This is a genomic window from Propioniciclava sp. MC1595 (genome assembly GCF_017569205.1).
Lineage (GTDB): Bacteria > Actinomycetota > Actinomycetes > Propionibacteriales > Propionibacteriaceae > Propioniciclava.
On record NZ_CP071870.1, the window covers coordinates 1,522,684 to 1,545,135 of the forward strand.

Annotated in this window: 22 protein-coding genes and 2 tRNA genes; 19 read left to right on the plus strand and 5 right to left on the minus strand. The window is 68.0% G+C overall.

What is annotated here, in order from left to right; all coding sequences use genetic code 11:
* Positions 1-56: 56 nt before the first annotated feature.
* Positions 57-737 carry a transglycosylase family protein gene (locus J4N02_RS17180; protein WP_188333393.1) on the minus strand — a complete coding sequence of 227 codons (681 nt, stop codon included), beginning with the start codon at positions 735-737 and terminating at the stop codon, positions 57-59.
* Between the two features lie 225 nt (positions 738-962).
* On the opposite strand from J4N02_RS17180, the gene J4N02_RS07235 reads away from it, so the two are divergent.
* Positions 963-1,598 carry a DedA family protein gene (locus tag J4N02_RS07235; RefSeq protein ID WP_188333392.1) on the plus strand — a complete coding sequence of 212 codons (636 nt, stop codon included), beginning with the start codon at positions 963-965 and terminating at the stop codon, positions 1,596-1,598.
* A 53-nt stretch (positions 1,599-1,651) separates the two neighbouring features.
* Here the strand turns inward: J4N02_RS07235 and J4N02_RS07240 are convergent, their stop codons facing one another.
* Positions 1,652-2,614, minus strand: coding sequence for a hypothetical protein (locus J4N02_RS07240; protein ID WP_188333391.1), 963 nt, complete (start codon positions 2,612-2,614; stop codon positions 1,652-1,654).
* A gap of 203 nt (positions 2,615-2,817) precedes the next feature.
* The gene (locus J4N02_RS07245) at positions 2,818-3,885 is read right to left on the minus strand and encodes a 3-isopropylmalate dehydrogenase (RefSeq protein ID WP_188333390.1); all 1,068 of its coding nucleotides are present in this window, start codon (positions 3,883-3,885) and stop codon (positions 2,818-2,820) included.
* 115 nt (positions 3,886-4,000) lie between these two features.
* Here J4N02_RS07245 and J4N02_RS07250 point away from each other — a divergent pair, with 115 nt between their 5' ends.
* From J4N02_RS07250 to J4N02_RS07260, 3 genes are read left to right on the plus strand one after another with little or no spacing between them, the layout of a single operon-like run.
* Positions 4,001-5,086, plus strand: coding sequence for a branched-chain amino acid aminotransferase (locus J4N02_RS07250; protein ID WP_188333389.1), 1,086 nt, complete (start codon positions 4,001-4,003; stop codon positions 5,084-5,086).
* 8 nt (positions 5,087-5,094) lie between these two features.
* Positions 5,095-5,655, plus strand: a complete 561-nt coding sequence (locus tag J4N02_RS07255; protein ID WP_188333388.1) for a hypothetical protein — start codon at positions 5,095-5,097, stop codon at positions 5,653-5,655.
* Complete coding sequence (locus J4N02_RS07260; RefSeq protein WP_188333387.1) at positions 5,652-6,650, plus strand: N-acetylmuramoyl-L-alanine amidase; 999 nt, start codon at positions 5,652-5,654, stop codon at positions 6,648-6,650. The genes J4N02_RS07255 and J4N02_RS07260 overlap by 4 nt, the downstream gene beginning before the upstream one ends.
* On the opposite strand, the gene J4N02_RS07265 is transcribed toward J4N02_RS07260, so the two are convergent.
* Positions 6,561-7,682, minus strand: coding sequence for a hypothetical protein (locus J4N02_RS07265; protein WP_188333386.1), 1,122 nt, complete (start codon positions 7,680-7,682; stop codon positions 6,561-6,563). The two genes, J4N02_RS07260 and J4N02_RS07265, sit on opposite strands and share 90 nt — an antisense overlap.
* Before the next feature lie 129 nt (positions 7,683-7,811).
* Positions 7,812-8,309: a thiol peroxidase gene (tpx, locus tag J4N02_RS07270; RefSeq protein WP_188333385.1), complete on the minus strand. Its 498-nt coding sequence runs from the start codon at positions 8,307-8,309 to the stop codon at positions 7,812-7,814.
* Between the two features lie 135 nt (positions 8,310-8,444).
* Here tpx and cimA point away from each other — a divergent pair, with 135 nt between their 5' ends.
* The 15 genes from cimA (at position 8,445) to J4N02_RS07345 (ending at position 22,415) form a co-directional block, all read left to right on the plus strand.
* Positions 8,445-10,025, plus strand: coding sequence for a citramalate synthase (gene cimA / locus J4N02_RS07275; protein WP_188333384.1), 1,581 nt, complete (start codon positions 8,445-8,447; stop codon positions 10,023-10,025).
* A gap of 22 nt (positions 10,026-10,047) precedes the next feature.
* Positions 10,048-10,704 carry a DUF1707 domain-containing protein gene (locus J4N02_RS07280; protein ID WP_188333383.1) on the plus strand — a complete coding sequence of 219 codons (657 nt, stop codon included), beginning with the start codon at positions 10,048-10,050 and terminating at the stop codon, positions 10,702-10,704.
* Between the two features lie 62 nt (positions 10,705-10,766).
* The gene (locus J4N02_RS07285) at positions 10,767-11,579 is read left to right on the plus strand and encodes a fumarylacetoacetate hydrolase family protein (protein WP_188333382.1); all 813 of its coding nucleotides are present in this window, start codon (positions 10,767-10,769) and stop codon (positions 11,577-11,579) included.
* A complete protein-coding gene (locus J4N02_RS07290; protein ID WP_188333381.1) occupies positions 11,576-12,508 on the plus strand; it encodes a CPBP family intramembrane glutamic endopeptidase in 933 nt (310 codons plus the stop codon). Before J4N02_RS07285 ends, J4N02_RS07290 begins: the two co-directional genes overlap by 4 nt.
* 95 nt (positions 12,509-12,603) lie before the next feature.
* Positions 12,604-12,675 (plus strand) — tRNA-Gln (locus J4N02_RS07295).
* Between the two features lie 71 nt (positions 12,676-12,746).
* A tRNA-Glu gene (locus J4N02_RS07300) sits at positions 12,747-12,822 on the plus strand.
* Positions 12,823-13,065: 243 nt separating this feature from the next.
* Complete coding sequence (locus J4N02_RS07305; protein ID WP_208091173.1) at positions 13,066-14,841, plus strand: nucleoside-diphosphate sugar epimerase/dehydratase; 1,776 nt, start codon at positions 13,066-13,068, stop codon at positions 14,839-14,841.
* A complete protein-coding gene (locus J4N02_RS07310) occupies positions 14,838-15,980 on the plus strand; it encodes a DegT/DnrJ/EryC1/StrS aminotransferase family protein (RefSeq protein ID WP_188333380.1) in 1,143 nt (380 codons plus the stop codon). Before J4N02_RS07305 ends, J4N02_RS07310 begins: the two co-directional genes overlap by 4 nt.
* Positions 15,973-16,584, plus strand: coding sequence for a sugar transferase (locus J4N02_RS07315; protein WP_188333379.1), 612 nt, complete (start codon positions 15,973-15,975; stop codon positions 16,582-16,584). The genes J4N02_RS07310 and J4N02_RS07315 overlap by 8 nt, the downstream gene beginning before the upstream one ends.
* Positions 16,581-17,231, plus strand: coding sequence for a NeuD/PglB/VioB family sugar acetyltransferase (locus J4N02_RS07320; RefSeq protein WP_188333378.1), 651 nt, complete (start codon positions 16,581-16,583; stop codon positions 17,229-17,231). Before J4N02_RS07315 ends, J4N02_RS07320 begins: the two co-directional genes overlap by 4 nt.
* Positions 17,232-17,234: 3 nt before the next feature.
* Positions 17,235-18,515 carry a Vi polysaccharide biosynthesis UDP-N-acetylglucosamine C-6 dehydrogenase TviB gene (gene tviB, locus J4N02_RS07325; RefSeq protein ID WP_188333377.1) on the plus strand — a complete coding sequence of 427 codons (1,281 nt, stop codon included), beginning with the start codon at positions 17,235-17,237 and terminating at the stop codon, positions 18,513-18,515.
* Between the two features lie 561 nt (positions 18,516-19,076).
* Entirely contained in the window at positions 19,077-19,625 is a 549-nt protein-coding gene (locus J4N02_RS07330; protein ID WP_188333376.1) for a hypothetical protein, read from the plus strand.
* Between the two features lies 1 nt (position 19,626).
* Entirely contained in the window at positions 19,627-20,673 is a 1,047-nt protein-coding gene (locus J4N02_RS07335) for a glycosyltransferase (protein WP_188333375.1), read from the plus strand.
* A 102-nt stretch (positions 20,674-20,775) separates the two neighbouring features.
* Positions 20,776-21,513, plus strand: a complete 738-nt coding sequence (locus tag J4N02_RS07340) for a polysaccharide deacetylase family protein (protein ID WP_188333374.1) — start codon at positions 20,776-20,778, stop codon at positions 21,511-21,513.
* 230 nt (positions 21,514-21,743) lie between these two features.
* Positions 21,744-22,415 (plus strand): glycosyltransferase family 2 protein, encoded by a 672-nt coding sequence (locus J4N02_RS07345; RefSeq protein WP_188333373.1) that lies wholly within the window; start codon positions 21,744-21,746, stop codon positions 22,413-22,415.
* The last annotated feature ends 37 nt before the right edge of the window (positions 22,416-22,452 follow it).

The following is a 22,452-nucleotide window of genomic DNA, read 5'->3' on the forward strand; positions in this document are numbered from 1 at the left end:
GCGTCCGTCATGGGGGAGGAGACGGACGCCGGCCCGGCGATCAGGATGGCCGGAGGTCAGCCGATGGCGATCTCCTGGCCAACGAAGATCAGGTCGGGGTTGCTGATCTCGGCCTGGTTGAGCGACCAGAGGGTCTTCCAACCCCCCTGGACGCCGTGGGTCGCGGCCAGCTGGCTCAGCGTGTCGCCGGTCTTGACCGTGATGAACCGCTTGCCGGTGGTGGCGACGGACTTGACGGTCGTCGCACGCTTCGGTGCAGTCTTCTGGGTGGACGCCTTGGGTGCGGCCTTCTTCGTCTCGGCCTTCTTGGGGGCGGCCTTCTTGGTCTCAGCCTTCTCCGGGGCCGCCTTCTTGGTCTCGGCCTTGGCCGGGGCCGGGGCAGCGGCGTTGGCGCCGCCGTTGGCCTTGGTCAGGCCCGCCTTCTTGGAGCAGGTCGGCCACGCGCCGGGACCCTGGACGGCCAGCGTCTTCTGGGCGATGGCGATCTGTTGCGCCTTGGTGGCGAGGTGGGCGTTCGAGGCGTACTGGTGGCCGCCGAAGGCCTTCCACGTGGAGGCGCTGAACTGCAGGCCGCCGTAGTAGCCGTTGCCGGTGTTGATCGACCAGTTGCCGCCGGACTCGCACTGGGCGACGGCGTCCCACACCGTGGAGGCCTGGGCAGGCGCGGCCAGGGCGACCGAGCCGCCGACGGCGACGGCCGTCGAGGCGGCGAGGGCGATGGTGCGCTTGAGCTTCATGGGGGTTTCCTTTCATGGGGACGTCCGGGGGACCTGCTCCCGGACAGCCCCTCCAGCCTAAACGCATCCTGAGAAAAAGCAAAGAGAAAGCTGATTTTCTCTCAGAATCAGGGCTGGAGTGCGACCGAGGTCGGCCCCGATTCATCCCTCGGGGGGCTGGTCGGACGCCCTCCCTCTGGCATGCTCGTGCCCATGCCAGCCACCCCGCCGAGGAGCGCCTGACCGATGAGGTTCTACGACGCCATCCAGGACGCGATCGTCGGCCATGCCGGCGAGTGGTGGACCTACCTCGTCACCGGCATGCTCTGCTGGATCGACGGGTTCTTCCCGCCGGTGCCGAGTGAGTCGATCGTGATCGCGATGGCGGCCCTGTCGGAGACGCACGGCGGGCCGGTGAAGCTCTGGCTCCTCATCCTGATCGCGTGCGTCGGCGCGTGGCTGGGCGACAACACGGCCTACCTGATCGGACGCCACATCCCGCTGGAGAAGATCTTCCGCGGCGAGCGCGGCGGCAAGGTCCTCGCGCGGGCCCACCACCTGATCCACCACAAGGGCCCCGAGGTGCTGCTGTCGGCCCGCTTTATCCCCGGCTACCGCATCGCGATCAACATGGTCGCCGGCTACGTGCGTCTGCCGCACCGGCGGTTCATGGTCATCGACCTGGCGGCCACGATCCTGTGGGCGGCGTTCTCGGTCGGCATCGGCCTCGTCGCGGGCTCGATCTTCCACGACCACCCGCTGCTGGGCATCATCACCGGCGTCGCCCTCGGCCTGCTCGTCGGCTGGATCATCGAGCGCATCGGCAAGTGGCGCGAGTGGCGCCAGCTGGCCAAGGCGATGGCGGAGGCGGACGGGAAGTAGCCCGGAAATGTCCTCGGGAACGCCGCACGACACCCCATCCCAGAAGCCAGGGATCAGGCCGGCCGCACCTGCACCAGGACTCGCCTGGCCCCCTGCCCGCGGTGGGCCTCGAGGATGAGCAGCAACGTGGACAGGAAGCTGGGCAGGTCGTTGTCCAGCGTCTCGGGCGCCACCGGGACGACCACCAATCCATAGGTCTGGTAGTCCGCATCACGCACGAGGGTCGTCGCCCAGCGGTCGCGACCGTCGTCTGACTTCCCGGTGTGGAACGCGCGCGAGTGCACCTGAACGACGACCCCGGCATCCGGGAAGTACCCGTCGGGCCTCCCGACCAGCCGGCCCTCGAGGTCGTCGAGGAGGGGGTTCGCCAGCATCGGTGGGAAGCGGTCGTCGGCCGCCACCGCCGCGACGAGCGTCTCCTCGGGCGGCGACCAGGCGCCCTTCCTGAACCCGAGCATCCCGTCCTGGAGGGGGCCGGTGTTGGCATCGCCCAGTGCGGCGATCTCCGCTTCCAGGCGTACCAGGGTGGTTCGGCGCCGCTGCAACACCGTCATCGTCAGCAGCTTCAGCTGGGACGCCGTCAGTTCTCGCCGGTGGGCGGTGTCCACGAGCGCCCGCTCGGGGGTTGCGACGGGGACTCCGGCCCGCAACAGGCTCCGCGGCATACTGCGGGTCCGCTCCGAGGTCATGCCCAAGGCATTGCGACGGGCGCGGTGCTGGGCCGGGACCAGGAATCTCGGCCTCACCTCCAGGTCATCGGCATCGACCAGCCCGTGGGCCGCGAGCGCGTGGGCGCCGGTCATGACCGCGTGCGGCCCCGCCCACAGCGACCCGGCCACGAGCATCTGGTTCGACGTGAGCTCGCCGGTCCCGGAGCGATAGACCCTGCGCACCACGCGTTGTCCACGCAGGGCCAGTTGGGTCAGGTCCCATTCGGACGCCCCTGCCTTCAGGAGCTGCCGGGTGCTGGCCAGGCCCATCTGGCCGGGGATGTCGGGAAACAGGAAGCCGGACATGCCCCCGATGTTGGTCAGATCAGCGGCGTTGCTGTCACTCGGATTCCGGGCCTGTGCACAGCGACCCCCACTCCCTCGCGCAAGCCTGTGGACAGACCTGCGTCAAGGCCGCCGTGCGACACTTCCCGAAACATTTCCGGGTGGAGAAACCCCAAGGATCCTTGGGGTTTCTCCACCCGGAAATGCAGTCAGGGCAGGCGCACTCAGACGCGCGCCGCAATCGCGTCGCCGACCTCGGTGGTCGACCGCTTGGACGCCCCACGCTCGGTCACGTCGGCGTCCACGGCTGCCTCGATGCGGGCGGCGTCCTCGGAGCGGCCCAGGTGGTCGAGCAGCAGCGCCATGGAGGAGATGGTGGCGGTGGGGTCAGCCACCCCGAGACCGGCGATGTCGGGCGCCGAGCCGTGCACGGGCTCGAACATCGACGGGAACTCACCGGACGGGTTGATGTTGCCCGAGGCGGCCAGGCCGATGCCGCCGGTGACTGCGCCGGCGAGGTCGGTGATGATGTCGCCGAACAGGTTGTCGGTGACGATCACGTCGAAGCGCTGCGGGTCCTGCACCAGCATGATCATCGTGGCGTCGACGTGCAGGTAGTCGGTCTCGACCGAGGGGTACTCCGCGGCCACGGCGTTGAAGATGCGGTTCCACATGCCGCCGGCGTTCACGAGCACGTTGTGCTTGTGCACCAAGGTGACCTTCTTGCGGCGGCGCATCGCGCGCTCGAATGCGTCGCGCACGACGCGCTCCACGCCGCGGGCGGTGTTGACGGAGACCTCGTTGGCCACCTCGTACGGCGTCCCGACGGCCAGCGAGCCGCCGACACCGGCGTAGAGCCCTTCGGTGCCCTCACGGACCACGACGAAGTCGATCGGGCCGCGATCGACGACAGCCGGAGACAAGGGCGTCACCACGCCCGGGTACAGCTTCGAGGGGCGCAGGTTGACGTAGTGGTCGAACGCGAAGCGAAGCTTCAGCAGAAGCCCACGCTCAAGCAGACCCGACGGGATCGCCTTCGACCCCGGCGCCGCACCGACAGCCCCCAGCACGATGGCGTCCACGCCGGCGAGCTCAGCCAACACCGACTCCGGCAGCACCTCGCCGGTGCGCTGCCAGCGCTCCGCACCCAGGTCGTAGTGCACGTACTCGAACGCAGAATCGCCGACCACGGCGTCCAGCACCTTCAGGCCCTCGGCCACGACCTCGGGGCCGATCCCGTCGCCGCCGATGACGGCGATGGTGGGCTTGTTCTCAACGGTCTGCTCGCTCATGGACGCCAAGCGTAGGGCTGGCCGCCACCCGGCCCTCGACAAGCCCAGTCAGCGGATGCGACCGCCCCGTCGACACGCTCAGGACGCCCCTGCGGCAGGTTGTATCGTGGCCCCCATGCCCTTGTCCTTCGAGATCCAGCGGAACAGCGATGCCCGCACCGACGAGCAGGTCGCCGAGATCCTGCGCGACCCCGGCTTCGGCGTGCACTTCACCGACCACATGGTGTCGATCACGTGGACCAAGGGCCAGGGCTGGCATTCCGCGACGGTGAAGCCGTACGGGCCGCTGACGCTGGACCCGAGCGCGGCCGTGCTGCACTACGGCCAGGAGATCTTCGAGGGCATGAAGGCCTACCGGCACGAGGACGGCAGCGTGCACCTGTTCCGCCCCGAGCAGAACGCCGCCCGCTTCAACCGCTCGGCTGCCCGCATGATGCTCCCGAACCTCCCCGAGGAGGACTTCGTCGAGGCCGTCCGCCAGCTGGTCGAGATCGACGCCCGCTACGTGCCGGCCCCCGCGGGTGAGCACTCCCTGTACATCCGTCCGTTCATGATCGCCAGCGAGGCGTTCCTGGGCGTCCGCGCGGCCGAGGAGGTCACCTTCCTCGTCATCGCGTCCCCGGTGGGGCCGTACTTCGCCAACGGCGTCCAGGGCGTCGACATTTGGGTGACCGACGAGTGGGCGCGCGCCGGCCAGGGCGGCACGGGCAACGCCAAGTGCGGCGGCAACTACGCGGCCTCCCTGATCGCGCAGTACGAGGGCTACGAGCACGGCTGCACGCAGGTCATGTTCATCGAGGCCACGGGCAAGGACCGCGTCGAGGAGCTTGGCGGCATGAACGTCTTCCTGATCTCCAAGGACAACGAGCTCGTCACCCCCGCACTCAGCGGCACCATCCTCGACGGCATCACCCGCGACTCGATCCTCAAGGTGGGCGCCGAGCAGGGGCTCACGCCGGTCGAGCGCCGCCTCAGCGCGCAGGAGGTGTTCGACGGCATCGCCGACGGCACCTACACCGAGGCGTTCTGCTGCGGCACCGCGGCGGTCATCTCCCCGATCTCGGGCTTCAAGTCCAAGCAGGGGGAGTGGCGGCCGCAGGGCCAGGACTTCCGGCGCACGATCGAGATCCGCGACGGCGTCCTCGACATCCAGTACGGTCGCGCGGAGGACACGTTCGGCTGGCTCAGCAAGGTGGCGTGAGGAGACTGATGGCAACCCCGTACCAGAACCCCCAGCGCCGCGGCAGCCTGCCCCTGGGCATCGTGCTCGGCGTGGTCGTCGGCGCGATCCTCGTGATGTTCGCCTGGTTCGCCCTGTTCGACGACGCCGACAGCGCCACGCCGGGCCCGACGCCGACGAGCGCGCAGCCGAGCGACCCGGTCGAGAGCCCCGACCCCGCCGAGAGCCCCGAGCCCGAGGAGTCGCCGACCCCCGAGGCTACGCCCGACGAGTCCGCCGAGCCCGGCGACGAGTCCGTCCCGGGCATCACGACCGAGCTGCCGGTCGGCACGTGGGTCACCGTGCTCGACTCCCTGCCGCAGGGCAGCGTGAGCGCCGAGCAGGCGATCGCGCGTGCCGCCGAGTTGAGCCAGCCCGACCACACCGCGATCGTCATCGACGCCAACCGCTTCGAGGGCCTCAACCGCAACTACTGGGCGGTCGTGATCCCCGGTGCCGAGAGCCGCGCGGCGTCCAACGCCGTGTGCAAGGCCATCGGCCTGCCGGTGGGCAACAACTGCTACCCGCGGGAGATCAAAGGTCTGAGGTGACCCTCTCGCGGCGCACCCTCGTCGCGGCCACCGCGCTGTTGCCGGTGGCCGGCGTCGCCGCAGCGACGTTCTCGGACGCCCCGGGCGCGGCCGCCGCTCCCACCCAGCCGCCCATCCGGCCCCGCGCGGACTGGGCGGGGACCCTCGCCCCGAAGGGCCCGCTCGAGGACGAGCCCGACGTCCGGTTCCTGCTCGTCCACCACACGCAGACGCCGAACACCGACACCGAGGAGAAGATCCCCGGGCGGTTGCAGTCGATCTACCGGTTCCACACCTCGGCCGAGCGGGGCTGGGCCGACGTCGCCTACAACTTCTTCGTCGACCCGTTCGGCACCATCTGGGAGGGCCGCGCCGGCAGCCTCACCCGCCCCGTGATGGGTGATGCCACCGGCGGATCCCAGGGCCACGCGCTGCTGTGCTGCTTCGTCGGCGACCACACCGCGGAGCCCCCGACCCCCGCCGCGATGGCGTCCATGACCAGCCTGCTGGCCTGGCTGGCCGTGCGCGAGGGGCTCGACCTCGCCGGGCCGGTGACCTTCACCTCGCGCGGCTCGAACAAGTGGCGCAAGGGGGCCGAGGTGACCACCGAGCAGGTCGCCGGGCACCGGGACATGTCGGCCACCGAGTGCCCCGGCGAGGCCCTCTACCCCTTGGTCGCGGGGCAGTTGCTGCCCGGAGCGCGCGCGTTGCTCGCTCCGCCGACACCGGTCGCCTCACCGACTCCGACGCCCAACCCGATGCCGTCTCCCTCGGGGATGCTCCGGCCCACGCCCACGGCGTCCGAACCACCCACCGAGGCGCCGACAGCCGGCGTCGGTGGTGTGGTCGTGGCGGTCGGTGGGGGACTGCTGCTCACGGGCCTGTCCGCGGCGCTGGGCGCGCTGTCCGGACGCCGCGGGCGGCGGTCAGCCGCCGAGCAGGTTGAACAGGATCACGGCCCCGCCGACCCCGAGGGTGACGAGCAGGCCGATGAGGAACCCGACCAGCGTCTGTGACGTGCTCGCCGGCGCCGGCGCGTAGGCCTGCTGCTGGGGCGCGTACGACTGGACCGGCTGCGCCTGCTGCACCCAGTCCTGCTGCTGCACCGACCACTCCTGGCGCGGGGCAGGCTCGGGCTGCTGCGTGGGCAGGGCCTGGGTGGGCGCCTGGGTCCACGACGGCGGCGTGGCCGGCGGGACGGCCGGGGCATCACGGTAGAGGTCGAACGGCGGCTCGTGGACGCGCGTGGCGTCGTCGTCCTCCGGTGGCAGGACGGGCCGCACGCGGGTGGCGTCGTCGAGCTCCGCGGCCTCCGGCGCCCACTCGTTGATCAGGGCCGGCTCGGCGGCGAACTGCTCGGCCGGCGTCCGGCCGGTGTGCTCGGGGTCACCGCCGGGCTCCAGCGCGGGTTCGGGCACATCGGTCGCGGCCAGCACCTGGGTCGCGTCGAGGTCGGCCTCGGCCACCGCGGCGGGCTCGACGGACGCCTCGACCGGTGCCTCCGCCACGGGCTCGGGCTCAGGCTCCGGCTCCGGGTCGGGGAACCGCACGATGGGAGCCGGCTCGGGGTCGGGCTCGGGCAGGGGGGTCGGGGCGGAGAACGACCCGGGGCGGGCGCGGAAGAAGTCGATGAGGGTGCTGCGGAGCAGGGGGCTGTTCACGGGCGGCACCAGGAACGTCAGGTGCTCGCCGGCCGACTCGACGTCGAAGCGCATCCACTGCTCGCCGCCCAGGGTGAGGGAGGAGAAGCTCGAGTGCGTGTCAACGGTGCGGCGCACGACCGAGCCGTGGTCCATCCCGGCGGCGTCGCGCCACAGGATGCCGGCCTGCCGGTCCTGCAGCACGAGCGCGCCGTAGTCGATGCGCTCGCCGGCCAGGCCGACGGGGATGACGAAGTGGACGGCCTGGTCGTCGGCGACCACGCGCCCGAAGCGGGACGCCCCACCGGTCAGCACCTGCCGCGACAGCCGCGAGAAGCGGTCGTCGAACGGGGCCAGGTCGAGGGCGGCCACGGCCGCGCGGCTGATCCGGTCAGCGAGGTCGGACATCGACTCCCTTTCTTCCGACTACCGGGTCAGCATACCGACGAGCCCGAATGCATTTCCGGGTGGAGATTCCCCAAGGATCCTTGGGGTTTCTCCACCCGGAAATGCAGACAGGGGCGGGACGCCGCAGGCTCAGCCCAGCGCGGCCACCGCCGCGTTGTAGTCGGGCTCCTGCGTCGTCTCGGGGACGAGCTCGGTGTAGGCGACCTTGCCGTCGGCGTCGATGACGACGACCGAGCGGGCATTCAGGCCGGCCAGGGGGCCGTCGAGCAGCTTGGTGCCGTAGTCGTCGGCGAAGGACGAGCGGAACGTCGACCCGACGACCACGTTCTCGATGCCCTCGGCGCCGCAGAAGCGACCGAGCGCGAACGGCAGGTCGGCCGACGCGCAGACGACGGTGGTGTTGTCGAGGGACGACGCCAGCTCGTTGAACTTGCGCACCGAGGTGGCGCACACGCCGGTGTCGATGCTCGGGAAGATGTTGAGGACGACCCGGCGGCCGGCGTAGTCGGACAGCTTCACGTCGGCGAGGTCGGACCCGGTCAGGGTGAAGTCGGGCGCAGCGGCGCCCTCAGCGGGGAGGTCACCGACGGTGTTGACGGTGGTGCCCTTGAACTTGGTTTCAGCCATACCCCTGTTCCTACCAGCCCGGCCCAACCCGGCGGTAGCCCTGGGCATCCCAACCGGCGAGACCTTGCGACCACGCACCGGGACCGCGCGATACTCGATCAGTTGTCACTCCCGCACCGAACCGAGAAGGCCCCCATGACCACGCTCCCCGCGGCCCCCGACGTCTTCCACCTTTACGACACCACGCTGCGCGACGGCGCCCAGCAGGAGGGCCTGCGCCTCACGGTGCACGACAAGCTCCGCATCGCGCGGCTGCTCGACGAGCTGGGCGTCGGCTTCATCGAGGGCGGCTGGCCGGGTGCGAACCCCAACGACACGGCGTTCTTCGCCGCCGCGGCGTCCGGGGAGCTCGAACTCAAGAACGCCAAGCTCACCGCCTTCGGATCCACCCGCCGGGTCGGGGGCAAGGCGAGCTCCGACCCGCTCACCAAGGCGCTGCTGGACGCCCAGACCGAGTACATCTGCTTGGTCGCGAAGTCGCACGACGAGCATGTCTACCGGGCGCTCAAGACCGACCTCGCCGAGAACCTGGCGATGATCACCGACACCGTGCGGTTCCTGACCGACGAGGGCCGCAAGGTGTTCCTCGACTGCGAGCACTTCTTCGACGGCTACCGGGCCAACCCGACCTACGCGCTCGAGGTGGTCCGCACCGCCGCCGAGGCCGGCGCGGAGGTGGTCGTGCTCTGCGACACCAACGGCGGCATGCTGCCCAACTGGATGGGCGAGGTGGTCTCCGCCGCGGGTGCGGTGGGCGTCGACCTGGGCATCCACTGCCACAACGACACCGGTTGCGCGGTGGCCAACACCCTCGCGGCCGTCGACGCCGGCGCGATGCACGTGCAGGGCACGATGAACGGCCACGGCGAGCGCACCGGCAACGCCGACCTCATCACGATCGCGGCGAACCTCCAGCTGAAGTACGGGTGGCCGGTCATGGCGCCCGAGAACCTGGCCCGCGCGACGTCCATCAGCCACGCGGTCGCGGCGATCACCCACGTCGCCCCGAACGCCCGCCAGCCCTACGTCGGCCAGTCGGCGTTCGCGCACAAGGCCGGGCTGCACGCGTCCGCGATCAGGGTCGACGAGAACCTGTACCAGCACACCGACCCCAAGCTGGTCGGCAACGACATGCGCATGCTCGTCTCCGACATGGCCGGGCGCGCGAACATCCAGATCAAGGGCGACGAGCTGGGCTTCGACCTCTCCGACCGCGAACTGGCCGCACGCATCACCGACGTGGTCAAGCAGCGCGAGATGGACGGCTACTCCTACGAGTCGGCCGACGCCTCCTTCGAGCTGCTGATCCGCGACGAGACCGACCAGCTCGACAAGCAGTTCGAGGTGCAGAAGTGGCGGGTGCTCACCTCCGACACCCTGGGCGAGGAGGGCGACTCCGAGGCGACCGTCAAGGTGCGCGTCAACGGGTCGGTCACCACCCGGGTGGGGGAGGGCAACGGCCCGATCAACGCCCTCGACAAGGCCCTGCGCAGTGCGCTGAAGAAGAACTACCCCGCGGTCGACGGCTTCGAGCTGACCGACTACCGGGTGCGCATCCTCGAGTCGGCGCACGGCACGGACGCCATCACGCGCGTCCTCATCGACACCACCGACGGTGAGCGCCGCTGGACGACCGTCGGCGTCGGCACCAACGTCGTCGAGGCCTCGTGGGAGGCGCTGCACGACTCGTACCTGTGGGGCCTGATCGAGCGCTGAGCGCCCCAGTACGCTGACGGGTATGCCCGACCCCCTCCAGATTCGCATCGGCCACGCCGAGCGTGACGAGGCCGTTGAGACCCTGCGCACCGCCGCAGGTGATGGACGCCTCACGCTCGACGAACTCGACGGCCGGATCGAGGCCGCCATGGCCGCGAGGACGCGCGCGGACATCGAGGCCGTCCTCGCCGACCTGATGCCCCCGAACGAGCTGGGCCGCATGCTGGAACCCCAGCAACAGGTCGTCCAGGTCAATGCGCCCGGCTGGTCGTGGCAGGACCCGCTCGTGCTCAAGGCCCAGTGGGACAACGTCGTCCGGGCCGGCCCGTGGGAGGTGCCGCCGTTCCTCGAGCTGAACGCCGTCGCCGCCGACGTGAAGCTCAACTTCGTCGACACCACGCCGACCCACGAGGTGATCGACGTGAACCTGATGGGTGGGGCCGGCACCACGGTCCTGGTCGTGCCCCAGGGTTGGGGTGCGGATGTCTCCCGGGTAGCCAAGGGCATGGGCGGCATCCGCTCGTCGGTCGCGGCCCGACCGACCGGACGCCAACCGCTCCTGGTGGTGCGCGGTCGGGTCACCCTCGGTGGGCTGAAGGTGCGCCACCCCAACTCGTTCGACACCTGGCAGCGCGAGCGCCGCCTCGCCAAGGGCGCCGGGGTGTTCGCCAAGAACTGACCTCCGGTGGCTGGGGCGGGTCCCTTCGACAGGCTCAGGGACCGGCCGGATAGCCTGCTGCCATGCGCATCGCCCGATTCGTCCACAACGACACCATCGCCTTCGGAACCGTCGAACTCGACGAGGACCGGGGCGAGCACCCCAACACCATCGCCGTCCTGAACGGAGATCCGCTGGTGACGGCGGTGCAGTATACCGGCGAGCGCCTGCTGCTCGACGACGTGCGCTTGGTGGCGCCGATCATCCCCCGCAGCAAGGTCGTTGCGATCGGGCGCAACTACGCGGCGCACGCGGCCGAGTTCGGCAACGAGGTGCCCGAGGAGCCGATGACGTTCCTGAAGCCCAACACGTCGGTCATCGGGTCGGGCGAGCCGATCATCTACCCGAAGCAGACCTCGGCGGTCGACCACGAGGGCGAGCTGGCCGTCGTGATCGGTCGCATCTGCAAGGACGTCCCGGTCGAGCGCGTGCCCGAGGTCATCTTCGGCTACACCTGCTCCAACGACGTGAGCGCCCGCGATCTCCAGCAGCGCGACAAGCAGTGGGGCCGCGCGAAGGGGTTCGACACCTTCTGCCCGCTGGGCCCGTGGATCGTCACCCACCTCAGCCTCGAGGAGGCCTCCGACCTCGACCTGCGGGTCACCGTGACCCGCAACGGCGAGACCATCGAGCGGCAGAGCTCTACCACGAAGAACCTCGTGCACGGCATCGCCGAGCTGGTCTCGTTCGTCTCCTCGTTCACGACCCTCCTGCCCGGTGACGTCATCCTCACCGGCACCCCCGAGGGCGTCGGACGTATCGAGCCCGGCGACGTCGTCGACGTCGAGATCGAGGGCATCGGCACGTTGAGCAACCCCGTCGTCGCCGCGGAATGAGCCGCGTCACCGAGATCGCCACCGAGCGCGTCCCCGCGGGGGTCGACTACACCCACGTGCTGCGGACGCCCACCGCGTCCCCGGCGGCCGCCCTCATGGGCGTCATGCTGGGCGTCCTCAGCTTCCTGGTGGCGACGCCGTTGGTCTCCCAAGGCCTGGCCGCGCTGTACTGGCTGGCCGTGGGGCGTCCGGGGGAGTTCACCGACACGTACCGCAGCCTCGTCGGCTACGAGGTGCCGTTCGGGCTCGTCGTGGGGCACGCGGGTCTGGCCATGTTGATCCCGATCTCGGTGCTGCTGGTGCTGTTCGTGCACCGGGTCAGGCCCGGCTTCCTCAGCTCAGTGGTCGGACGCGTGCGCTGGCGTTGGTTCGCGCTCACCCTGGCCGTGGGTTTCGCATCACTGTGGCTGGTGCTGCTCGTCCAGAACCTCACCGCGCCGGGCGGGCCGAGCTGGGCCGTCCAGCCCCAGGCCGGAGCCCTCTGGTTCATCCTGGTCATGCTCATCACCACGCCCATCCAGGCGGCGGCGGAGGAGTACTTCTTCCGGGGCTACCTCATGCAGTCGCTGGGGTCGATGGTCGCCTCCCCGTGGTTCGGCATCCTGGTCTCAGCTGCGGTGTTCACGCTCTTCCACACCTCGACGAACATCGCGCTTGTGGTCGACCGGTTCGCGTTCGGTGTCCTCGCCGGCTGGCTGGTGGTGCGCACGGGGGGCCTCGAGGCGGCCATCGGGGCCCACATCGCCAACAACGTGAGCGCCTTCTTCATCGCGGCGATGACCACCTCGATGGCCCAGGTCAAGGCGGTCACTGAGGTGACGTGGGCTGCGGCGGCTTGGGACATCGGGCGCTTCGCCCTCTTCACCCTCGTGATCTGGCTGCTCGCCCGCGGCTACAAGCCCGAGCGCGTGACACCCGTTTTGGCGTGAGCGCCGTCGTGCAGTAAGGTATTCTCTCGCTGGCCTCACCGGCCAGCGTTTCCACGGAGGCGTTCAGGAGCGATCCTGACGGCTGCGAGGAGCCAAGGGGTATGGGGTAATTGGCAGCCCGCCGGATTCTGGTTCCGTTAGTCTAGGTTCGAGTCCTAGTACCCCTGCCGGGAGGCGATTTTTCCAGCAGGCCAGTCCTCTGGTAACGTCTCCCGAGGCGCTGACAGGCGCCAGTGCTGGCCCCGTTGTGTAGCGGCCTAGCACGCCGCCCTCTCAAGGCGGTAGCGCGGGTTCGAATCCCGTCGGGGCTACCAGCAAGACCCCCTCCGAGTTTCGGAGGGGGTCTTCTGTGTTTTCCCCTTGCGAGGCGTGCCGCGGCTGGCCTCCAAGGCCCGAGAACGTCACCCCGGGGGGGGAGGCGTCCCCCTCCCTCTGGCTTTCTCAATCGGGCTCTGACTAGAAGTTACACACTGGTCTCAATCCCAAACAGCGTTCTGCCGGGACGCCGCAGAGGCGTATCCTGTGGGGACTGAGTTGCGTCTGGGGGGAGCGTCACCGTGTTCTTTCGTCTGCTCGTGCGCCGCGGCGGTGTCGCGGCGTGGGATGCGGCGATGTGGTTCGTGGCCTTGGCCTTCCTGATCCTGATCCGATACGACCTCTCGCTGTCGCCCGAACGGTGGACCGAGCAGCTGTCCTACGTCGCCATCGCCGCTGTCGCCCAGGTGCTGGTCGGCTTCGGCGTGCACCTCTACCTCGGGCGCAGCCGGTTCGGCTCGTTTGGTGAGGTCGCGCTGCTGAGCGCCGTGGTCGGCATCGTGGCCCTCGTGGCAGGCGGCATCGGCTTCGTGGTGAATCCCGACTTCTCCCGTGCGGTCGTCGTGACCGTGCCCATGCTGGCCCTGCTCGGCATGGGCGTCGGGCGCATGTTCTTCCGTGCTTTCTATGGCACCGACCGGGTGCGCTCGAAGATCATCGCGACCCCCGCCATCGTCTACGGTGCCGGCGACGCCGGGGTGCAGGTTGCCAAGCTGATCGACACCGCCGAAGAGCCGCCCTACAGCATCGTGGGCTTCCTCGACGACGACCCAGCCAAGCGGTTCTACCGCGTGCGCAGCTACCGCATGCTCGGTCGTGGCGCCGACCTCGAGAAGGCTGTCGAGAAGACCGAGGCCGAGGTCCTCATCCTCGCGGTCACCAACGCCTCACCCGAACTCATCACGAGCCTGGGCGAACGGACGAAGGCGCTCGGCGTCAAGCTCGTCATGGTCCCTCCGGTGCGCGAGATGATCGACGGGCGCGTCGAGCTGGACAAGCTCCGCACGTTCAACGTGGCTGACCTCCTCGGGCGACGCCCCATCAAGACCGACCTGAAGTCGATCGCCGACTACGTCACCGGCAAGGTCGTCCTCGTCACCGGAGCGGGCGGATCGATCGGCTCCGAGCTCGCCCGCCAGCTCAAGCGCATGGGTCCCAGCAAGCTGCTCCTCCTCGACCGCGACGAGTCGGCACTCCACTCCGTGCAGCTGTCGATCTACGGGCAGGGCCTCCTCGACACCGACGACATGGTGCTGTGCGACATCCGCGACCTGGACGCCCTTCGCACCGTCTTCCGGCGCCAGCGCCCGCAGGTCGTGTTCCACGCGGCGGCGCTGAAGCACTTGCCCATGCTGGAGCAGTACCCCGACGAGGGCTGGAAGACCAACGTGCTCGGCAGCCTCAACGTGCTCACGGTCGCCGAGGAGGTCGGCGTCGAGCGGTTCGTGAACATCTCCACCGACAAGGCCGCCGACGCCACCGCGGTGTTGGGCCAGACCAAGCGCCTCGCCGAGCGGCTCACCTCGCACTTCGCCGAGACGACCGGACGCCCCTACCTCTCGGTGCGCTTCGGCAACGTGCTGGGCTCGCGGGGTTCGGTGCTGTACGCCTTCCGCGCCCAGATCGAGCGGGGCGGCCCCATCACGGTCACCCACCCCGATGTGACCCGCTACTTCATGACCATCCCTGAGGCCTGCGAACTGGTGATCCAGGCTGGCGCAATCGGTCACCCCGGCGATGCGCTCGTTCTCGACATGGGGGAGCCGGTCAAGATCGTCGACGTCGCGAAGCGGCTCATCGACGAGTCGGGGGCGCAGGACATCGAGATCGTCTTCACCGGCCTGCGCCATGGGGAGAAGCTGCACGAGGTGCTCTTCAGCCAGGGCGAGGATCACGTGGCGTCGACACACCCGCTGATCACCCAGGTTCCTGTCCCGCCGATCGCCCCCGGGGAGATCATCGCCGCTGACGTGTGGGACGGTACGGACATGGATTACGACCCGAGGCGTGCGCTTTGAGCGACGCGAGAATCCACCTGTCGTCACCCGACGTCGGGCCCGAAGAGGAAGCCGCCCTCGTCCGCGCCATCCGCGGTGGCTGGGTTGCGCCTCTCGGCCCCGAGGTGGACGCCTTCGAGGCCGAGCTGGCTGCCATTTCGGATCGCGCCCACTGCGTCGCCCTGTCGTCCGGGACCGCTGCGCTGCACCTGGGATTGCTGGTGCTGGGGGTGGGGCCGGGTGACCTCGTGCTCACCTCGACCATGACCTTCGCCGCCACCGCCAACGCGATCACCTACACCGGTGCCGAGCCCGTGTTCGTCGACTGTGACGAGACCGGGAACATGGACCCGCACCTCTTGGGCCAAGCCTTCCAGGACCTCGAACGCCAGGGGCGCACGGTGGCGGCCGTCGTGCCGGTCGACCTGTTGGGCAAGGTCGTGGACCACGACCGCATCGACGCGATCGCGGCCGCGCACGGCGTCCCGGTGCTGTCGGATGCCGCCGAGTCGCTCGGGGCCACGCACGCCGGCCGCCCGGCGCCGTCCTACGGGGTGGCCGCGGCCGTGTCGTTCAACGGCAACAAGATCATGACCACCTCCGGCGGGGGAGCGCTCCTCACCGACGACGCGGCCTTCGCGGCGCGGGTCCGGTACCTGGCGACCCAGGCCCGCCAGCCGGTGGTGCACTACGAGCACACCGACATCGGCTACAACTACCGCCTGTCGAACCTGCTGGCGGCCCTCGGCCGGGCTCAGCTCGGACGCCTCGACGCGATGATCGCCCGCCGGCGGGAGCTGCGTGCCCACTACGTCGACCTGTTCGCCTCGGTGCCGGGTGTGACGGTGTTCGGCGAGCCGTCCGCAGACGACAACTGCTGGCTGTCGTCGATCCTCGTCGACCCCGACGTGGCCCGTTTCACCGCCGAGGACGTCCGCCTGGCGTTGCTCGAGGACGACATCGAGGCCCGCCCGCTGTGGAAACCGATGCACCTGCAGCCGGTGTTCGCCGGCGCGCGCGCGTTCGTGAACGGCACCAGCCAGCGACTGTTCGAGACCGGCCTGTCGCTGCCCAGCGGGTCGGTGCTGACGGACGCTGAAGTGGCGCGGGTTGACGCCGCGCTGGCCCCCTTCACCCGAGGTGGGGTGCGGCATGCGTGACCGCAGGGCCTACGACGTCACCAAGCGCATCCTGGACGCCGGGGTGGCCGGTGTCGGCCTGGTCGTGACGGCGCCCCTGCAGGCGGCGGTCGCGCTGGCCGTGCTGAAGGAGCACGGACGCCCCGTGCTGTTCCGCCAGCCGCGCCCCGGCAAGGACGGGCGCGTCTTCGAGCTGGTGAAGTTCCGCACCATGTTGCTGCCCGACGCGCAGCGGGTCTCGGACGCCGACCGGCTCACACCGCTGGGCCGGTTCCTGCGGTCGACCAGCCTGGACGAGCTGCCGACCCTGTGGAACGTCCTGAAGGGCGACATGAGCCTGGTCGGGCCGCGGCCGCTGCTGGTGCAGTACCTGGACCGGTACACCCCCGAGCAGGCGCGCCGGCACGAGGTGCGCCCGGGCATCACCGGGCTGGCGCAGGTTCGCGGCCGCAACGGCCTGGACTGGGACGAGAAGCTCTCCCTCGACGTCGAGTACGTCGACCATCGGTCGTTCGCGCTCGACCTGCGGATCCTCTGGGAGACCGTCGCCGTCGTGGTGCTGCGGCGGGGGATCAGCGCCGAGGATCACGTCACGATGTCCGAGTTCCAGGGGTCGGCCCGGTGACCCAGCAGGTGGTGGTGGTCGGCGCGTCCGGGTTCGGCCGCGAGTCCCTGGACGTGCTCGAGGCGATGGTCGCGGCGGGGGCCGATCTGGAGGTGCTCGGGGTCGTCGACGACGCGATCACGTCGGCCAACCGGGCCCGGCTAGCCGATCGCGGGGTCGCGTTCCTGGGGACGCGCACGGAGTGGCTGGCCACGGCCCCCGGCGCGGTGGCCTACGTGCTCGGGATCGGGGCGCCCGGCGTCCGCCGTCGTTTGGTCGCCGAACTGGACGCCGTGGGCCTGCGGCCGTTCACCGCCGTGCACCCGTCGGCGACCTTCGGGGCGCGGACGACGCTGGCCGAGGGCGTCGTCGTCTGCGCGGGGGTGGCGGTGTCGAACAACGTGAAGCTGGGCCGGCACGTGCATGTGAACCCGAACGCGACGATTGGCCATGACGCCGACCTGCGTGACTTCGTGTCGATCAACCCGGCCGCGGTGATCTCGGGCGAGGTCGTCGTGGGGGAGGGAACCCTGGTGGGGGCGGCGGCGACGGTGCTGCAGAACCTCACCGTGGGGGAGCAGGTCGTGGTCGGTGCCGGTGGGGTGGTGACCAAGTCGGTACCGTCAGGTGTGGTCGCGGTCGGCGTGCCGGCCCGCTGGGAGGAGTGAGTGGTGCAGCAGGTGGACGACGTGCGGATCGCTGTGGTGGGGCTCGGGTACGTGGGGTTGCCATTGGCGGTGGAGTTTGGCAGGCAGTTCCCCGTGGTGGGGTTTGACATCAACGAGGCCCGGGTGGCGGAATTGAGGTCGGGGCACGATCGCACCCTGGAGGTTCCTGATGAGGAGTTGGCCGGGGTCGAGGGCCTGACGTACACCGCTGGCGCGGGTGACATCGCGGGGTGCACGGTGTTCATCGTGACGACTCCGACGCCGATCGATGAGCACAAGCGACCTGATTTGGGGCCGGTGTTGTCGGCGACCCGGTCGATCGCCGCGGTGCTCAAGGTCGGGGATGTGGTGGTGTATGAGTCGACGGTGTACCCGGGGGCGACGGAGGAGGAGTGCGTCCCGCTCTTGGAGGAGTTGTCGGGGTTGCGGTTCAACGTGGACTTCTTCGTGGGGTACAGCCCGGAGCGGATCAACCCGGGTGACAAGGAGCATCGCCTGCCGACGATCAGGAAGGTGACGTCGGGGTCGACGCCGGAGGCGGCCCAGTTCGTCGATGAGTTGTTTGGGCGGATCATCACGGCGGGGACGCACCTGGCGCCGAGTATTCGGGTGGCTGAGGCGGCGAAGGTGATTGAGAACACGCAGCGGGATGTGAACATCGCGTTGATCAACGAGTTGGCGATCTTGTTCAACAAGTTGGGTATCGACACCGAGGATGTGTTGGTGGCTGCGGGAACGAAGTGGAACTTCCTTCCCTTCCGGCCGGGTCTGGTGGGTGGGCACTGCATCGGCGTGGACCCGTACTACTTGACGCACAAGGCGCAGTCGGTGGGGTACCACCCGGAGATCATCCTGGCCGGACGCCGGTTGAACGACTCGATGGGTGCGTATGTGGCGTCGCAGTTGGTGAAGCGGATGACGAAGGAGGGCATCCCGGTCAAGGGTGCGCGGGTGTTGATCTTGGGGTTGACGTTCAAGGAGAACACCCCGGACCTGCGGAACACACGGGTGGTCGACATCGTGGCTGAGTTGGAGGAGTACGGGATCACCGTGGATGTCCACGATCCGTGGGCGGACCCGGCCGAGGCGAAGCGCCACTACGGCATCGACTTGGTCGCCGAGCCCGAGGCCGGTGTCTATGACGGCATCGTGCTCGCGGTCGCGCACCGGCAGTTCAAGCAGATGGGGGCAGAAGCGATTCGGTCCTGGGGCCGCCCCGCCGCGTCGGTGTTCTATGACCTCAAGTACGTCGTTGAGGCGGCGGGCGTGGACGTGCGACTGTGAATGCGGAAGCGGTGGAGACGCGGAAGAGAGACTCAGTTTGGGCGCTTGCCGTCGATCCCTGTCATGTTCTGGCAATGGAGGCCTCGCGCAACCTGGCCCCCCAAGTATGCATCCGATGGGCAACACGGCCATCAACAGCGTGGGTGGACCCAGTGTCGTTGCGTCAAGCACGCCCGGTGGAGTGGGCGCACGGTCGAGAATGGGAGAATGATGGAACATCATGATGGTTCCAGGGGCCGCCGTCCGGGTGGGAATCGTGATGAGGTGTCACGTAGTGCTTGGGTGCGCAAGAAGGGCAGGAACGCACGAGTCAAGCTCGGTAGGTTGCGTGACCACTGCCTTGCCTATGTGAACGGACGGCTGATTGGCCCCCGAGCGCGCAGGGAGTTGCCCGTCCCGGTGACGATGGTCGGAGTCTGGCGGACCAAGAATCTGGAAGTCGTTCGTGCACTCGTGGCGCAACTGCCAGAGGGTTCCCAGGTCCACCTACATTGCTTGGACGAAGCCGGAACCCTGGGCGAGCTCGCGGGCCACACCCGTGACCGGGGACCAGGCGCGCGGATGAAGTTGCTGCAGCGCCTGCTGGACGACAACCCCCAAGAAGCGGATCGCTGGATCCTTATCGTCGATGACGACATTTCCTTCCCCTTGGCCGGAGTTGACGCCTTCATCGCGCTAGCCGTCGCCGCTGGACTCGACTTGGCGCAACCCGCCCACCTGCCGACCAGCGCGTCCACATTTCAAGTGACCGCGGTCCGCCTTGGGTCGCTCGTTCGGCTGACTCGCTTCGTCGAGGTAGGCCCAGTGGTGCTTGTGTCACCGCGCGTTCGTGGAGCGGTTCTTCCCTTCCCGGTGGATGTGGAGATGGGCTGGGGATTGGACGTCGAGTGGACGCAACTGGTGGATCAGGGCTTCAGACTCGGCGTCGTGGACGCAGCGCCCCTGGTCCATCAGGGACCCGCGGGCACTTCCTACTCGAGGCCCAGGGAGTTCGCCGTGCTCAAGGATCGTCTTGCTCGGGTGGGTGCCAACTCGAGCCACGAGCTGGCGCGGGACACTGGTCAGATCTGGAGACCTTGGCAACCTCGCCCACGGTGGCGGGTGAGTTGACATGGGTGAACAAGACCTGCCGGGAAGTCCGCTCGTCTCGGTCATCATCCCCGTGTACAGGGTGAGTGGCTACTTGGACCAGTGCGTTGCCTCAGTGCTTGAACAAACCTACGCCCACTTGGACGTGGTGCTGGTAAACGACGGGTGCCCCGACGGGGGCGGCGAACGATGCGACTACCACGCTGCGCAGGACGGGCGCATCCGCGTGCTCCATCAGGCCAATGGTGGTCTGTCGGTAGCTCGGAACAGCGGTCTTCGGGCTTCAGAGGGCGAGTTGGTCATGTTCTTGGATGGCGACGATTGGTTGGCGTCCGACGCCGTGGAGACCTTGGTTAGTCTGCTCCGAGCCGACGATTCCGCGGGCATGAGCGCCTGTGGCATGTTTTGGACCAGCGGTGAGAAGACTATCGCTTCGGACCGTGATGGATCTGTTGAAATCATTTCGGGAGAGGAGTTCCTCAGGGCAGGAACCGCGATGCTCCCAGTGAACCCACTGAGCGCCTGCGCGAAACTCTTCCGCCGTCACTTGCTCGATGGAATCTGGTTCCCGGAAGGGCGCCTTCACGAAGATGTTTTCGTGACGCACAGGATGTACCATCGAGCGGGCACGATCGCATATACGCGTCGCAGGCTGTACTACTATCGTCAGCGGGAGGGAAGTATCACTTCGGGGGAGCCCAGTGTGCGGTCCAAAATTGATAAGGCCCGCGCCCATCTGGAGCGTTCCAGGGAACTCAAAGACATGGGGATACTGGATGTAGCGTTGCGGGAGTTCAAGCACGGGTTCGCGTGGCATCTCCGGGCGATGGGTAGTCCTTCTCCCCACTGGAGGGCGTTGGGCCCGGCCGAGGTCGACGAACTTGAGGAGCAACGGCTCCTTGTGACGCGCGCGGAGAACGATCTTGCATCTGGCGCCAAGCTTCGGGTCGCCGTGATGTTGTACCTGCGCGCTCCACGCACGACTGCTCGGCTATACGTGAGGGGCTTGAGAGTTTCAAAGAGACTTGGCCAGGCCAGGACGAGGGGCAGCCACCGTAGGCGCACGTAGTTGCAACACTTTTCACACGTGGCGAGGTCATCACCTCGGGATGAGGATCAATCCCAAATAGTGTCACGCCACTGCAAGACATCCTCATAGTTAGGGGCAAAGGTGGGTTCCACACGGAATGATGGAACGATCAAGGTCGCGCTCACGTACGACGACGGGCCGACAGAGCATACCCTGGATCTGCTGGACGTCCTTGAAAAGGCGGGGGTAAAAGCTACCTTCTTCGTGCGTGGGGACCGTGCTCAGAGTCGTCCTGAGGTCCTAAGCCGTTTGGGTTCAAGTCCGCTGATCGAGATTGCTGGTCACAGCATGACCCATCCAGATCTTCGCGTCGTGAATGACTCAGAAGTGTCTGTCGAGGTAATTGACAGCCAAAAGGTGATCGAAGTCATCACTGGGCGGAGAGTTGTCCATTTCCGCCCTCCGCAAGGTCACTACGATGAACGGGTAAGGCGGGCAGCGATGGCGTGCGGCCAAGCGTTGATCCTCTGGACCCTGACTTCTCTTGACTGGAAGCACAGATCGTCCAGCATGACTGCCAAGATCGTGACCGAGTCTCTTCGGGACGGTGATATTGTGCTGCTCCATGACTCGGAGCCAAGCACTGTAGATGGAACGCGACAGTTCCTCAATCGTCTCCTTGGGCGACGTGTTGAATTTGTCACCGTCTCCGAGTTGCTGGGTCCCACCCAGCCTGGGCACATCTATCGGGGCAACGTTAGCCTTCGCACGCGAGCGCTCCGAAGAATTCTCGGGCGCCTTGGGCATCATGCCGAAAAGCGCCAATCAGCGAGCAGAAGCAGGCAGGCCGTCGCGGCAGACGGCTGGGAGGAAAGTTGATGGAGTCATTGAGCAATCGCCGACTGGGTGAACGGCTCTTTGGTTTCTGGAGGCGTTCGGCAGACTGGATCAGGAAAAGAGTACTCACCCACCGAGTTCGACCGCCTCTTTACCAGGGGAGCGTTCTAGACGACGTCATCTTTGCGCAACCGGTCAATATTCCCCTGCGTATTCTCCGATGGTTTGCCCGGCTTCGGCCCGCGCGGTGGGGGGAGGTAACCGTTGTCATCGTGAACTTCAACACACTCGAATTCATGAAGACGGTTTGCCAGGCGGTTAGGGAAATGAGTCCCGAAGGGACGGAGATCATCGTCATCGACAATGCGTCGCGTGATGGAAGTTGGGATTGGCTCCGCCAGCGGCCCTTTGGAGTCCGGGCTGTCAGGGTTCCCACCAACATTGGTCACGGGCGAGCGCTTGACATTGGATTGTTCCTGTCGCGGTCGGAGTACGTCGTCACCCTCGATTCCGACGCATTTCCGTTCTCGTCGCGGTGGATTGAGACAATTATTGACCCATTGAGTCGCCCGGGGGTTCTTGGCTCCGGGTCGTGGGGGCCCCGTGGTCGGCTCCACCCCGCCTGTTCTGCCTTCCGACGTCGGACGGTGCTGGACGCTGGGTTGAGCTTTCAGAATTACAATCTGCACCGGGACCTCGGTCAGGATCCGGTCTTTGGTGAAAACACGTGGGACACCGGAGAGCTGCTGTTTGAGCGGTTGGGGAGGGATCGAGTCGTTCTGCACGATGCCGTTCCGACCGAATGGGGTTGGGGAGTTGTGATCGGAGGGGTCGTATACCACCATACAGGAGGCACCACAGGAATAACAGATGACCCAGAACAACTCCTACGGAAGAAGACCCGCCTGTGGAATGAGGCAATAGCCAAGCTGGCTGGCGACTGAGCTCCAGGGCGCGACACGCACTAGGCTTTGGCCGGGT